The following is a 13,633-nucleotide window of genomic DNA, read 5'->3' as shown; positions in this document are numbered from 1 at the left end:
GTCCACCCCACCTAGGCGATGATCTCCGCGAAGGAGACCTTCCCTCGCGCGACCTGCTTCTTCACGGCGGAGATCAACTCGTTCTGGCCGCGCCGCGCGGCCCGGAGCTGCTCCTCGCGCGAGACGAACGACATGTTGGCGCGGATGGCGTTCTGCATCGCCGGTGCGAGCCGCGCGATGAAGCTCTCCTGCCACGCGGGCTGCTGCACCGAGGACCAGCCGGCCAGCCCCCGGACGTCGACGTCGAGCAGCATGTCCCTCTGGAGCTCGTCGGGCAGCTTGAGCAGCATGTCACCGTAGAGGATGTCCTGGTACCAGAGCGGCAGCGCCCCGCCGGAGCGCTCCAGCGTCCGCGCGAACAGCGCACCGCGCTCGGAGGACTCGATCAGCGGCAACAGCACCGAGAGCGCGCCCGCGGCGTCGAACGGGCGGCCCCGATCCAGGATGCCCTGAGCCGGAGGCGCCGGGGGAATCGGCTTCCCCGCGCGCGCGGCGTCGAGCACCTCGAACAGGTGGACCGTCTCCTCCTTCGAGATGCGGTTGGACGCGAGCAGCTCGTTGGCGATCCGCACCCGCAGCTCGGGTGGAAGGATCCGCGCCACGTCCTGCTGACAGTCGGTGGGCACGTGCCCGAACAGCAGCGCCCCATGACGGGGCGACAGGCTCTCGATCAGGTGCGCCACGCCGTTGGAGCCGAACTCCTCGCGCAGGCTGCGGTACACCTCGGCGTCGGCCTGGGCCATCAGCGTGGAGGAGATGGCGTGCTGGTTCAGCACGCGGAAGAACTCCGCGTCCGAGAGCAGCGCCTTCTCGTCCACCGTCTTCAAGTACCCGGCGAACTCCACCTTGCGCACGGCGAGCTCACCGTCCGAAGTGAAGGCCAGGGGCAGCCGATCTCCGAAGACGAAGATGGCCTTGGCCAACAGCTCGAACTCGCCGGCCTTCAGCCAGTCGCGCAGCAGCTCCACCACCACGCTCTCGTCCTTGGCCAGCTCGGCCTGGGCGATCCGGTCGTTCCACAGCCGCTGCTGGGCCGTGACGAACGCCGTCTCCACGTCCGCCTGGGAAGGCGCCGGGTCCACCTCGTCCGCGGTCGGCTCCTCGGCCTTCGGGGGCGTCCCGGCCTCCGGTGCCTTGTCGAGCGAACCCGCCGCGAGCTGCGCCGCCAGCGCCTTCTCCTCGAGCGTCTCGCGCCCGAGGCGGCGCAGGGCCCAGATGATGGTCAGCGCCGCCATCGTCAGCATGATCAGCGCGATCATCCACGAGAAGTGCGGAAGCAGGCTGACCCAGAGCTCCCGCAGCGCGACGTCGGCCTGCCACGTCACCGGCGCGGGCGGCTCTACCGGCGCCACCGGCTTCTCCTCGACCTCGGGGGCCGGAGGCTTCGGGGGCTCGGGCAGAGGCGGAGACTCACGCAGTCCCGGAGAGATCGGCTGGAGGATCTGCCGGCCGACCTTCACCTTGAGCCACCCCTTCGACAGCCGCTGCTCGAGGCGCCGGACCAGGGCCTGGACGTCCTGGGTGGAGACCGACTTCTCGTGGGTGAACTCGCACTGCGCCTGCGTCAGGTACTCCTGCGGCGGCACGCTGCCGGGGCCTTCGGTCTGGCCGAGCCCGGGCAGCGAGCTGGTGCGCGGCATGTCGACGGTGACGTGGTCGCGGTAGACACAGCCCTTGGAGAAGCAGCGCTCGGGGGCGCAGTCCTGGGCCAGCGCGAGATCGAACTGGCTCTCGAGCGTGCGCAGCTCCAGGAGCACGGGCGCGGGGACATGGCCCTGAGGCACCGGTGCCGGCGCTTCAGGGAGGCTGGTGCCGGCCGGGGGTTGGGTCTGGGCCTGCGCCACGGCGCTCAACGCGACCCAGGCGACGAGGACGGCGAAGCGGCTCATCAGTAGATCCTCACGACGACACGGCGATGCCGGGCCAGGCGCTCGTCTTCACTCAGGCCCTTCAGCAGTTGCTCGGGGAGCGGCTTCGTCTCGGCGTAGCCCTCGACGCGGATGCGCGAGCGGTTGATCCCCACCTCTTCCAGCCGCTGCCGCACCACGATGGCGCGCGCGCTGGAGAGCTCCCAGTTGCTCGCGAACAGTCCACCGCTCATGATCGGTGTCGAGTCGGTGTGCCCCTCGACCGCGAAGTTGTAGTTGGACGAGTACGGCGCGAGCTCCTTCAGCATCGACGCCACGGTCTCCTCGAACTCCGGCCGGATCTTCGCCTTCCCCGAGTCGAACACGAGCCCGGAGTTGAGCGACACCTCCAGCCCCGCCTCGGTCACCGTGGTGGTCACGAGGTTCTGCAGGTTCTTGGCGGCGATCTGCGCCTCGAGCTCCTGGCGGATGGACTCCAGGCTCGCCGGGCTCTGCTTGCCGGAGATGCTCTGGGCGATCTGCTGCATCTTCATCTTGCTGAGGTTCGCCGCGGTCAGCAGCACCACGAAGAACAGCAGCAGGTTGGTGATCAGATCGGCATAGCTGAGGAGCCAGCTCTCCTCATGCGCCGCTTTGCGTCTTTGCATGGCTCACCTTCACCGCTCGCCGCGGGAGACGATCTCGTTGACGCTCTTCTCGCACCGCTCGAGCAACCCCAGGCGGTCATCGAGCAGCCCGTTGAGGAAGGTCCCGATCGGCCCGGCCACACCGGCGCCGAACGCCACGCCGTACAGGGTCGCGAGCAGGGCCAGCGACATCGCCGCGCCGATGTTGAGGTTCTCCGAGCTCATGTTGCGGAAGAGCTGGATCATGCCGGTGATGGTGCCCACCATGCCGAACGCCGGCCCCAGCTTGGCGAGCATCTCCCAGTTGTGGATCGCCGGCTGCCACCGGCTGATCTCCTCGTGCCGCAGCTCGGTGAACGTCTTGCTGCTGGAGGCCTCGTTCGCCCGGTTGAGGATCAACTCCAGCATCTGCTTCACCGCGGGGAAGCGGCTGTTCGCGGCCAGATCGACCGCCTGGCTGCGCTTGCCGTCACGCCACAGCGCGGACAACTGCTCGCGCTCGGCCTCCATGGCCCGGGTGGTCCGGCTGAACAGCGCCAGGCCGGGGATCAGCTCACGCAGGCACAGGACGGTGCGCCACACGGTGGTGTGGCTGGAGCTCACCAGCACCGCCGAACACGACCCGACCAACACCATCACCATGGCGTGGGCGTCGAACGCGGAGATGACCGCGTTGCTGCGATCCTTGAACCCGTACCAGATGATGAAGCCCAACAACACGAAACCGATGATCTGCACGAGGTGCTTCTCCTGTTACTGCTGGCGCTGGAGCTCTTCGAGCTTCTTGCGGACGCCCGGCTCACTCTCGATGGCTTCGACCTGCTCGTAGATTTCGATGGCCTTCTCGCGCTCCCCCATCATCAGGAGCAGCGAGCCCTTGGCCCGAAGGAACTCGGGGTGCGACTTGTAGCGTGCCAACACGGTCTCACACCACTCCAAGGCCAGGTGGTAGTTGCCCTCGCGGGTGGCCTGCTCCATCAAGGTGCGCGCACGGGTGATGCTCACCTCCGCCGCCGCTTCGTCGATGCGCAGACCGCGCGCCCGGTAGGCCTCGATGAGCGATTTGTCCGCCGCGGAGGGCGGCGGTGGCACCACCCGGCTTGCGGGGAGCGTCTTCACGTCGCCGTTGCCCGCGCCGTGCTCGATGACGATGCGCTGACCCGTGGCCAGCATGGGCACGTCCACCTCGGTCATCAGGTTGCCGTCGTTCCAGCGGACCTTCATCACCGTGGTCGAGCCGAAGCCGAAGGGCCGCACCAGCGTCCCCTCCTCCTTGAGCGCCTCGGGCTTCTTCGGCGGCGGCTCGACCAGGTAATGGGTGTAGTTCCGCGTCGCGCAAGCGGAGGCCAGGAGCGGCAGCAGGAGGAGCAGGAATCGGTTCATGGCAGGAAGGGCAGCGCGGTGATGTTCATGAGGGAGATCCCGATGCCGACTCTCCCGTTGGTGGACGCGGTGAAGGTGACGCCGTAGTTCGAGCTGGCGATCGGCACGCGCAACACGAAGACGGCGGTCAGCAGCGGATCGAGGACCTGGGTGGGCTGGCCGCTGATGCCGCTGGCGATGGCCGTGGGCACGCTCAGCAGGACCTTCCCGCCGACCATGAGGTTCATCGCGTTGGGGATGACGCGGTAGTAGGAGCCGCCCACGCCCACCAGCGGATCGAAGATGGAGAGGGTCAAGCCGGCGAGGTTCGCGTTGGTGTCGCCCCACTGCTCCGCCCAATCCAGGGAGACGTGCTGGCCGGGGTACATCGTCACGTCGAGGAACGTGTGGGTGAGGCTGTCTCCCCGCGCGCGCCGCTCCAGCTCCTCGGTGAGGGTGAAGTTGCGGCGGGTGCGGGTCAGCTCGGTGAGCCTCGGGTCGAAGTTCTGCACGAACACGATGCGGCTGTTGTGCAGATCGATGATGCGCAACGAAACGCCCTCGGGCGTCTCGTCGAGCCAGATCGCCGCCCGGGCCGGCGGAGCCGTTCCCCGTGCGTTCTCGTCCAGCCGGATGATCTCCTCGGCGCCCAGCGTGGTCGTGAACTGCTCGAGCCGGCCCTCCTCCACGTACAGGCGCGACGTCATGCACGCCTCGCAGGAGCGGAGCGCGGCGGAGCCGAACACGCGAACCAGGGCCTGCAACGCGGCGGCCGGGTACCAGGCCCTCGACTCCTCGAAAGCCGGCGAGACACTCACCACGATGGCGGGGGTCACGTCCTTCAACGCGCTCCCGCCCTCCCCCAGGCGCAGGGTGAGGGTCTCCTCCACGCGGGCGAGCGCCTCGCGCGAGGTGTCACGCTGGGCGAGGGCCACGGCCGGCAGCAACACGGCGAGCAGTGCGAGTGGCTTCAGAAGCAAAACGTCACCTCCGCGCCCACCGTGTGGAACTTCAGGATGCCGAGCAGGTTCAGGTGGGTACCGATGGAGGGCGCGGTGTCGAGCGCTGGCGCGGACTCGAGGAACACCGAGGCCGCGATGCGGTTCCCGACGCGCAGCTCGAGCCCGATCGGAAACGCGGCGAAGGTGGCGTGGGGCTCGATGAGCAGCGACGGGATGTCGGAGAGGACATCCTCCAGGTTCAGCACCTCGCTCCGGAACACCCGCGCCCCCTGCCCGTGGATGGAGATCACGGAGCCGCCCAGGAAGAGGTAGAGATCCGGCTGGGTGAGCGAGGCGACCGAGCCGGTGAGCAGGCGGGAGATACGCGCCTGCCCCATGAAGCCCGTGTGCAGTTGGGGCATCCAGGTAACACCCAACGAGAAGGTACCGGTCCAGGCTCGCGCCTGGGTGAGCGCCACCTCGGCCCCGGCCTGGAGCCAGATGAAGGGCATCGCCGCGATGGGGCCCGCGCTGGGGGGCGAGGCGTAGCTCCGCACCGCGAAGCGCAACGGCACGGTGAACACGCCGCGGCCCTGCAGGGCATCGAGGTACTCCTTCCGCGCCTCGGCCGCGCTCTTGAGCTGGTCCCCCGAGCGCAGCAGCGCCGCCGACGACGTGGAGGTCGTGAGGGTCCGCGCGTGGATGATCGGAAGCGCCGGCTCTAGCGAGGTGATGCGGGCGCGCAGCACCAGCGCGCTGCCTTCCGCCTCGAAGTCGAGGAAGATCGCATGGCGCGCACCGGAGAGCGCCCCCGCGGCGGCCAGCGCTTCCGGCTGGTCCACCCCCCGGGAGACGATCGTCCCCTTCGCGCCCGAGTGCACCACCACCGCGGTGCACTGCGGGCAGTGCGCCAGGGTCACCCGGGTGCGCGGGTTCTTCACCACCAGCTCGGCGAAGTGGTTCTCGATCAGGGCGGCCAGTCCACTGCCGAAGCCCACCGGCACGGTGACATCGGCGAGCACCACCGGTGTCTCCAGCTCGAACACCGGCTGCCGCGTCCAGCCGTAGACGAGCTCGTCGAGCAGATCGTACGCCTGCAGCTGGATCTGCCCCGCCACCTCCGCGCGGAGCTTCTCCATCTGCGCCCGCTGCGCCTCGGCGACCTCCGGGGACACCCCCGCCCACGCCGGCGAGGAGACCAGCGCGAGCGTGAGGGCGAGAAGCGCCGGCCTCATCGCAGCCATCTCCACTCTCCCTTCAGACACAGCCCGGCGTGGAGCTGCGTCTCCCGTTCGTCGATCAGCATGATCCCCAGGAACGCGTCGTTCTCGCCGAGCGCACGTTGAGCGAAGTAGCGCTTGCACGCCAGCGGGTAGGCATCCTTCGGCGCCATCCGGCCGAGCACCACGATGTCGCCCGCGGCGAGGACCGGAACCTTGTCGGAGACCCTGCGTCCCTGCTCGGCGAGCTCGGTGCGCGCCGCCACCGAGATCTTCGCCGCCACCTCGGGCTGGGGATAGAAGGCGTCCACGTGCCAGGTGAGCCCACCCTGCCCCAGCGCGCTGGCGACCTCGGCGAGCTCTCCCACCGACTCGCGCAGCGAGGAGAGGATGACCTCGTCGCGCTCCGGCCGCTCTCCCTGGCTCATGATGCGCCGCGTGCAGACGAGCGCATCGGACTCCTGGTTCGCCAGGCGCGCGGGCGGCGCGGGGATCTCACCCGGGTGGAGCTCATGCGCCCGCTGCTGGCTCATGCGCGAGCAGTCGAGGTTGCGCGCCTCGGACTTGCCGTGCCAGATGCCGGGCGCGGGATCGTACGGGCGCCCCGAGGACACCGAGAGCTGCACCAGGAGCAGGACGAGCAGGGTCTCCATCACGGCACCGTACCCGTCTGGCGTGGGTCGCCCCCGCCCTGGGGACGAGGCTCGAAGGAGCGCAGCACGTCGGCCCGGACCCGCGCGTTGAAGGCGAGCTGGCTCAGCTGTGCGTAGAAGTCACGCGAGAAGTCCCGCGACGCCGCCTCGCCCGTGATCTCCTCCTCCGGCGGGCGCACGACGGCATCCAGCACCCAGTTCACGCCCCAGACTCCGGCGCCGAAGTACTCGATGAAGCGCGCCTTCAGGCTGTCGGAGGCGAGCACGAACCCGCTCGCGTCGCGAATGGTCACGTCCTGCGCGACGCTGTACTCCGTGACGGCCGGCACGATGGTGAGGGAGATGACCGTGAGGGCCCACAGCACGCCGCTGGACTCCTTGTGGAGGAGCCGCGACGTCAGATCGACGACCAGGTCGGGCGGGGTGCCGTCCTGGAAGCTCCGCGACGGCCTGCCACTTCGTGACACGTCGGTTTCGACCCGCGCGCCCTGGTTGCGGAACAGCGAACCGACCTTGCGGCAGAGGAGATCGGTGTCGCTCGCATTGAGGTAGTCCCCCGGAACGCAGCGCACGAGCAGGCGCATGCCCTCGAAGTTCGCGAGCTGCGGATCGACGATCGACGGGCGCTGCAAGGAGCTGAGCGGCTGGTACACGGTGGTGGTGACGCAGCCGGAGAGCAGCACGCCCAACAGCAGCACCCAGCCCGCTTCACTCGCCCTGCGCCCGGATTTCACAGCACGGCTTGTCATGTGGTCGACGACTTTATGCAACTGTTGCGCCGACGCCTATAGGAAGAACACCGAGGCGAGCTGTGCGCTTCAAGCGCAACGAGCCGTGACACGGATGTCACACGGGCCTTCATGGCCGGGCGCGACCCTATCAGAATCCTGAACCCGGCGAGACGTCTGCTCCGTTCCCTGGGCACATGCCGCTGGCCCCGCCCCTCGCGTGTACCTCATGCCGCCGCTTCCTCGGTGGCGGCCACCCGGGTATGCGCCAGCGCGGCCAGCGCTCCCGGGCCCTCCACCCCGTACACCTCGAAGTCCGACGCCGGCTCGAAGTTGCGGCGCACCAGCCCGCGCAGCACCTTGCCGGGCCCCACCTCGATGAAGGTGCGCGTGCCCGCCGCCATCATCCCGGACATCGTCCGCGTCCACAGCACCGGCTCGGCCATCTGCGCCAGCACCTGGCCGGCGATGCGCTCCGGGTCGGACTCCGTCTCTCCGGTGGTGTTGAGGTAGAGCGGGACGCGCGGCGGGCGGAAGTCGACCCGGCAGAGCGCATCCAGGAAGCGCTCGCGCGCCTCGTGCATCAGCGGGCTGTGCCAGGGGCAGCTCACCCGGAGCATCACCGGCTGGCCTCCCAGGCGCGAAGCCAACGAGGCCACCGCGTTCAGGGCCTCCACCTCTCCGGACAGCACCGTCTGCATGGGCGCGTTGTAGTTGGCCACTCGCAGGCTGTACCGGCCCCGCAGCGAGCCCACCAGCTCCTCGACGGCCACCGTGGTCAGCCCTCCCACGGCCAGCATGCCACCCGGGTGGCGCCGCGCGGCCTCGTCCATCAGCCGTCCGCGCACGGCCGCCAGGTAGAGGGTCTCCTCTTCCGTCAGGACTCCCGCGGCGCACAAGGCGGCGAACTCGCCCAGGCTGTGCCCCGCCACGCTGTCCGGCTCATGGCCCGCGTCCCTGAGCAGCGCCAGGCAACCCAGGGTGATGGCCGTCAGCGCCGGCTGGAGCACGTCCGTGCGCTCCAGCTCATCGCCCGGGCCCTCCCAGCAGAGCCGGGACAGGGGCAACCCGCTCACCTCCTCCGCCTGCTTCAGGATGCGCAGGGCCTGCGGAAAGGCACCGCACAGCTCCCGGCCCATTCCGATCCGCTGCGAGCCCTGTCCCGGAAGGAGCCAGGCCGTCAGGGTGGAGTTCTTCGACGCAGTCATCACATCTCCTCGCTCAAGGTCCGTTCAGGAAGAGCCTTTCAGCGGGGAATGTGACGGGCGATGGGCAGCGCCAGTGCAAGCAGGAGAAGCAGGCAGGCGCGGACTCCACCTCGTCACTGCGTGGGGCAGGGCCCGTCTATTCCATAGCAACCCCGTCTTGGAAAAGGATCCCCATGCCCATCACCGCCGCCATCCCTTCCCTCTCCCTCCACGAGGATCACAACCGGGCGCTCCAGATCATCGCCCGCTCCCTGTTCCGCGAGCTGAGGGCTCATGGCTACACGCCCCACCACGTCATCAGCCTCAGCACCGAGCTCATCGAGCTCGTCACCGACGGGTTGAAGGGCGCAATGCCCGAGCCCGGCACCCCTTGAAACATGGACGGAGCCGGCCCGCTGTGGACGTCCCAGGCTTCACGGCTGGGAGGTCCGGCGGCCCGGCCCTTGGATCCGCGGCACGCCAGCCCGCTCAGGGCAGCCCGTACTGGAATCCCACGGAGACGGTGTTCGCCACCCCCTCCGAGCCAAGCCACTGACGGGAGTAGTCGAGCCCCAGACGCAGGTTGTAGCCGGAGAAGAAGTGGGACACGGACACGTCCAGGCCCCGGACGTCCGAGAGCTGCGGCTGGAGGCGGCTCGCGAAGGCTTCTTCCCAACGGAGCCCGAGCTGCGTGCGGCCGGCACCGAGCTTCAGCGGGGGAATGTACGCGGCCGTGATGGCATAGGCCCGCTGGTAGTTCCGGTGCTCGTCGTAGTGGTAGTAGGCCAGGTCGAGCGTGGCCGTGCCCATGCTCCCGAAGTTCTTCTCCGCGAACAGGTCCGCCGTCACCGCCAGGAGGTCATCGACCTGCTGCGACACGGGCGCGTCCGCCGGCGGAGGAGGCGTGCCCAACGGAGGACCGGGCGTCCACGTGCGCCCGTCGTGCTGGTACTGCATCGCCACTCCGAGCGCGAGCACGTCCTTCTCTCCGAGGTAGGAGCTCGACACGAAGTAGCCGGGTTCACGGCCCAGGAGGCTGACGCTCAGGCGTCCCGACAGGCGCGGGCCCGCGTCGCGGTTCTCCAGCTGGTGCACCATCAGCTGATACTTGAACAGCCCCTCGGACAGGGAGCCCCAGACGGAAATACCGGTGTCACGCCCGAAGAGACCGTTCTCTCCGCCAACGCGGCGCACACCGCCGTAGAAGCCCGGGTAGTTCCAGATGAGGTTCCGGAACGGGCCGCTGAGATTGAAGCGATCGAAGGGCACGACGAACCGGCCCACCCAGATCTGCAGCGGGTCGGCCAGCTTGAACATGCCCACGGCGTCGAGCACCCGCACCTGCGCGGAGTCGAAGCTCTCCGCGGAGCCGACCCCGCTGAAGGCATACGAGAACCACGGGGTGAGCTGCCCGCTCACGCCCGGAACGGCCAGGATGGACTCGAAGCGGTAGTCATCCAGGAAGGCGTCATGCTTGCCCTCGGCCAGCGTGTTCACCCGGACCTGGAGGTGAAAGTCCAGCGGAGACGGCTTGGGGGCCGGGGCCGGCTTCGCCTCCTCCGCCACCGCTGCGTCGAGCGGAGCCATCAGCAGCGCCATCATCGCGGGAACCGTCAGGCTCGTCATGGCTCGAATACGATTCATGGACACGGGCTTTCTCCGGGGAGCAACGGTTCAGATGGTCTTGAGCTTCATGACGTGGGTCTGATCCATGAACCCCTTCGCGAAGTAGGCCTTCGTGTAGTCCTTGTTCATGTGCTCCCGCAGTGCTTCCCGGCTCTTGAAGATCTCCCACAGCACGAACCTGCCGGGGTTCTCCAGGTCCTCGAGCACCTGGAACATGATGCAGCCAGGCTCCTTGACGGTCTCCGCCACCACCTCTCGCAGCGCGGCCTTGAGCTCGGCTTCCTTGCCGGGCTTCGCGCTGATGAGCGCCGTCATCTCCAGTCGTTCATCCGTCATGGAATGTCCCCCGCTTGTCAGCGGCCGATGCCCTGCATCGCCGCTTCCGGGTAGCGTGCTCCCACCACCTGGCCCACGTCGATAGCACTGGAGAGCCGGTCGACCTCGGCGGTACTGAGATGGACAGAGCCCGCGCCGAAGTTTTCAATCAAATACTTCTCCCTGCGGGTGCCGGGAATGATGTGGATGTGCTCCCCACGCGCAAGCACCCAGGCCAGGGCAATCTGTGATGGAGTGCACTTCTTCTCGGCCGCGAACGCCTCGAGCTTCTCCACCAGGGCGAGGTTGCGGTTGAAGTTGTCTCCGGCGAAACGTGGCAGGAACTGCCGGGCATCCCCGCCCTTCCTGACGTCGTCGGGCTTGAGGGTCGCGGTGAGCAGGCCCCGGCTCAGCGGGCTGTACGCCACGAAGGCCACACCGAGCTCCTTGCACGTGGGCAGCAGCTCGGCCTCCGGGTCTCGCGACAGCAGCGAGTACTCCGACTGGACGGCGGCAATCGGGTGGACCTCGTGCGCCCGCCGCAACGTCTCCACGCTGACCTCGGACAGCCCGAGCGCCCGGACCTTGCCGGCCGCCACCAGCTCGGCCATGGCCCCCACCGTCTCCTCGATGGGCACCGACGGATCCCTCCGGTGCACGTAGTAGAGATCGAGGTACTCCACGCCCAGCCGCTCCAGGCTCCGGTCGCAGGCCTCGCGGACGTACTCGGGGCGCCCATTCACGCCACGAGCCAGGCCCCCTGCCCCGTCGCGCACGATGCCGAACTTGGTGGCCAGGAACACCTTCTCGCGCGGAACGTTCTTCACGAAGCGCCCGAGCAGACGCTCGTTGGCACCGTTCCCATACATGTCGGACGTGTCGAAGTGCACGTATCCCAGCTCGAGGGCCCGGGAGAGGATCCGGAGGTTCCCGGCCTCGTCCGACGGCCCGTAGAACTCACTCATGCCCATGCAGCCGAGTCCCACCCTCGGCACGGTGCGCTTGCCCAGGGTTCCCAGTGGCACGGTCTTTCGAGTCTCAGTCATCGCTTCTCTCCCATGAGTCCGGCGCCGGGATGGACGGGACTCGATTCGAGCTTCCGAGAGGAGCCGAGCGCGCCGAGCACGAGTGTGCCGAGCGTCGCGGCTCCGGCGGCGGCCATGACGCCCTTCCAGCCCCAGCGCTGCCAGACCGGACCGAGCGCATAGCTGCCGAGGCTGCCACCCGACAGGCAGCTCAGCAGATAGAGCGACGAGGCCGCCCCCATCTGCCGCGGCTGGATGGCGGTGGTGACGTCGTAGAACACCGCGGGCTGGCAGGCGTACACGCCGGTGTAGAGCACCAGCACGCCGAACATCACCGCGAAGACGTTGTGGAACACCAGCATGATGCCGAACGAGGCGAGCACCATGACCACGCCCGCGCGCACCACCCGGTTGACGCCGTAGGTCTGCGCCAGCGCTCCGGCCTTGGGCGCGATCACGGCGCCACCAACGCCGGCCAGGCTGAGCCAGCCAATCTGCCCCACCGTCAGGCTGAACGGCGGTTTGACGAGGTAGAACGTGAGGAAGGTCAGCGTGCCCAGGTAGGCGAAGAACAGCAGGAACCCCGCCAGGTAGCGGCGGATGATGTGCGGCATGGTCAACAGCTTCAGCGTCCGCGCGTACTGCCCCGCCAGCGAGGGCTTCTCCCCGGGGATGGGGAGCAGGACCCGGGCGCGGAACAGCGCGACCGCCAGCAGCAGGACCGGCACGCTGTAGCCGATCATGGCATGACGCCAGCCGAAAGAGCCGGTGAGGATGCCGAGCACCGTGCGGCCGACAATCAACCCGGTGACGGTGGCGCTCAGGCACAACCCCAGGTAGGCGCCCGCCTTCCCCTGGGGCGCGATCCGCGTCATGTACGGGAACATGGGGCTGACAAGCCCCGCGGCGAACACGCCAATGAGGCTCATCCCGACGTTGAAGATCGTGAAGCTCGGCGCCAGCCCGCACAGGGCGACGCTCCCCGCCAGACCGAGTGCGCTGAGCATGGCCATGCGGGTGAGGTTCATCCGGTCCGTGAGCGGCCCGAGCAGGAAGAACGCGATGGCGTACGCCAGGCTGCAGTAGCTGAACGAGACGCGAACCGCGGTGGTCTCGATTCCGAAGTCCGCACCGATGTTCTGGAAGATGGGTTGCACCATCACGATGGAGCCCAGCGCCAACAGGATGGCCGCACACGGCGTCAGGGCCGCCCACTTCGTGCTCTTGTCATGGGTCATGGCTGCCCTCGGGTATCGAGCCCCTCGAAGGGGGAAGGTCCGGACTTGAGCTGGGCGTGGACGTCGCCACCCAGACCGTGATGGCCAATGGCGCCCCCGAAGCTCATCTGGGGGCTCATCCACAGCACGATGACGTCGATGATGCGATTGGCGTCCGGGCCCGTGGGGAACGGGTTGGGCATGCGCGCGAAGTAGGTCGCACGCCCGTTCGCGTCGGGGATGAACACGTTGGGGATCCCCAGCGGACCGGGACGCTGGGGATCATTGGGCCGGATCTCGTGCCGGCGCAGCGCCATGATGGTGTACAGGCTGTGGGGAATCATGCCTTCGAACTCGAAGGAGAAGTCCGCGTAGGTGTCCGCGACCTCCACCGTCATGGTGCCCCTGGCCTTGCACCACTGGCCGAGCGTGATGGGTGACGTGATCTTCCGGCCATCCATGGGCCGGTAGTCCGGAATGTACGCCTCATGGAGCGGGAGCGACGGGCGCACGATGGAGTGTGCGTCCGGCGCCTGCTCGGGCGCGAAGACACACGGGTAGTTGTTGCACGCGAGCGGCAGGGACACCGTGTAGAGCACGGCATCGCTGCTCGCCAGTTCATCCGAGGACAGGTACCGGATCACCTTGTACGGGAGCAGCTTGCCGAACTCGGGCACGGGGCTCTGTGCCGAGACGATGGCCGCACTCCACTTCATCGTCAGGTCTTCCTGGATCACGTTCCCGATGACGATGAAGTTCCCATCCTTGTCCATGATTTCACTCGGTGGATAGGGAGGGCCCTGGGTGGTCAGCTTGAGATTGGACGTGTGTGTCGTGGTCATGGCTCGTCTCTCGTCCGTGCCGC

The 13,633-nt window shown here is 68.2% G+C and carries 15 protein-coding genes; 1 reads left to right on the top strand and 14 read right to left on the bottom strand.

Annotated elements, in window-relative coordinates:
- Positions 1-11: 11 nt before the first annotated feature.
- The 9 genes from VFZ09_RS35735 to VFZ09_RS35695 all read right to left on the bottom strand — a co-directional run bounded on the left by VFZ09_RS35735 (position 12) and on the right by VFZ09_RS35695 (position 8,606).
- Complete coding sequence (locus VFZ09_RS35735) at positions 12-1,889, bottom strand: hypothetical protein (protein ID WP_329732236.1); 1,878 nt, start codon at positions 1,887-1,889, stop codon at positions 12-14.
- Positions 1,889-2,515, bottom strand: a complete 627-nt coding sequence (locus VFZ09_RS35730) for an OmpA/MotB family protein (RefSeq protein ID WP_329732235.1) — start codon at positions 2,513-2,515, stop codon at positions 1,889-1,891. Before VFZ09_RS35730 ends, VFZ09_RS35735 begins: the two co-directional genes overlap by 1 nt.
- Positions 2,516-2,524: 9 nt before the next feature.
- A complete protein-coding gene (locus VFZ09_RS35725) occupies positions 2,525-3,232 on the bottom strand; it encodes a MotA/TolQ/ExbB proton channel family protein (protein WP_329732234.1) in 708 nt (235 codons plus the stop codon).
- 15 nt (positions 3,233-3,247) lie between these two features.
- Positions 3,248-3,877: a hypothetical protein gene (locus VFZ09_RS35720; RefSeq protein WP_329732233.1), complete on the bottom strand. Its 630-nt coding sequence runs from the start codon at positions 3,875-3,877 to the stop codon at positions 3,248-3,250.
- A complete protein-coding gene (locus VFZ09_RS35715; RefSeq protein ID WP_329732232.1) occupies positions 3,874-4,836 on the bottom strand; it encodes a hypothetical protein in 963 nt (320 codons plus the stop codon). Before VFZ09_RS35715 ends, VFZ09_RS35720 begins: the two co-directional genes overlap by 4 nt.
- A complete protein-coding gene (locus VFZ09_RS35710; protein ID WP_329732231.1) occupies positions 4,827-6,032 on the bottom strand; it encodes a hypothetical protein in 1,206 nt (401 codons plus the stop codon). The genes VFZ09_RS35715 and VFZ09_RS35710 overlap by 10 nt, the downstream gene beginning before the upstream one ends.
- Complete coding sequence (locus VFZ09_RS35705; protein WP_329732230.1) at positions 6,029-6,673, bottom strand: hypothetical protein; 645 nt, start codon at positions 6,671-6,673, stop codon at positions 6,029-6,031. Before VFZ09_RS35705 ends, VFZ09_RS35710 begins: the two co-directional genes overlap by 4 nt.
- On the bottom strand, positions 6,670-7,419 hold the full coding sequence (locus VFZ09_RS35700) for a hypothetical protein (RefSeq protein WP_329732229.1): 750 nt from the start codon (positions 7,417-7,419) through the stop codon (positions 6,670-6,672). Before VFZ09_RS35700 ends, VFZ09_RS35705 begins: the two co-directional genes overlap by 4 nt.
- A gap of 206 nt (positions 7,420-7,625) precedes the next feature.
- On the bottom strand, positions 7,626-8,606 hold the full coding sequence (locus tag VFZ09_RS35695) for an ACP S-malonyltransferase (protein ID WP_329732228.1): 981 nt from the start codon (positions 8,604-8,606) through the stop codon (positions 7,626-7,628).
- Positions 8,607-8,779: 173 nt separating this feature from the next.
- Between VFZ09_RS35695 and VFZ09_RS35690 the strand changes: the two genes are divergently transcribed.
- Entirely contained in the window at positions 8,780-8,980 is a 201-nt protein-coding gene (locus VFZ09_RS35690) for a hypothetical protein (protein ID WP_329732227.1), read from the top strand.
- Between the two features lie 94 nt (positions 8,981-9,074).
- Here the strand turns inward: VFZ09_RS35690 and VFZ09_RS35685 are convergent, their stop codons facing one another.
- Genes VFZ09_RS35685 through VFZ09_RS35665 form a run of 5 tightly spaced genes read right to left on the bottom strand, consistent with a single transcriptional unit; the run spans position 9,075 to position 13,610 of the window.
- Complete coding sequence (locus VFZ09_RS35685) at positions 9,075-10,229, bottom strand: hypothetical protein (RefSeq protein WP_329732226.1); 1,155 nt, start codon at positions 10,227-10,229, stop codon at positions 9,075-9,077.
- Between the two features lie 30 nt (positions 10,230-10,259).
- Positions 10,260-10,547: a putative quinol monooxygenase gene (locus VFZ09_RS35680; RefSeq protein ID WP_329732225.1), complete on the bottom strand. Its 288-nt coding sequence runs from the start codon at positions 10,545-10,547 to the stop codon at positions 10,260-10,262.
- 17 nt (positions 10,548-10,564) lie between these two features.
- Positions 10,565-11,572 carry an aldo/keto reductase gene (locus tag VFZ09_RS35675; RefSeq protein WP_329732224.1) on the bottom strand — a complete coding sequence of 336 codons (1,008 nt, stop codon included), beginning with the start codon at positions 11,570-11,572 and terminating at the stop codon, positions 10,565-10,567.
- Positions 11,569-12,789 carry an MFS transporter gene (locus tag VFZ09_RS35670; RefSeq protein ID WP_329732223.1) on the bottom strand — a complete coding sequence of 407 codons (1,221 nt, stop codon included), beginning with the start codon at positions 12,787-12,789 and terminating at the stop codon, positions 11,569-11,571. The genes VFZ09_RS35675 and VFZ09_RS35670 overlap by 4 nt, the downstream gene beginning before the upstream one ends.
- Positions 12,786-13,610, bottom strand: a complete 825-nt coding sequence (locus VFZ09_RS35665; protein ID WP_329732222.1) for a hypothetical protein — start codon at positions 13,608-13,610, stop codon at positions 12,786-12,788. The genes VFZ09_RS35670 and VFZ09_RS35665 overlap by 4 nt, the downstream gene beginning before the upstream one ends.
- Between the last annotated feature and the right edge of the window lie 23 nt (positions 13,611-13,633).

The organism is Archangium sp. (genome assembly GCF_036277355.1).
In the GTDB taxonomy this organism is placed as follows: Bacteria; Myxococcota; Myxococcia; order Myxococcales; family Myxococcaceae; genus Archangium.
Note: the sequence above shows the minus strand (reverse complement) of the source record. Positions and strands in the feature narration are given on the sequence as shown.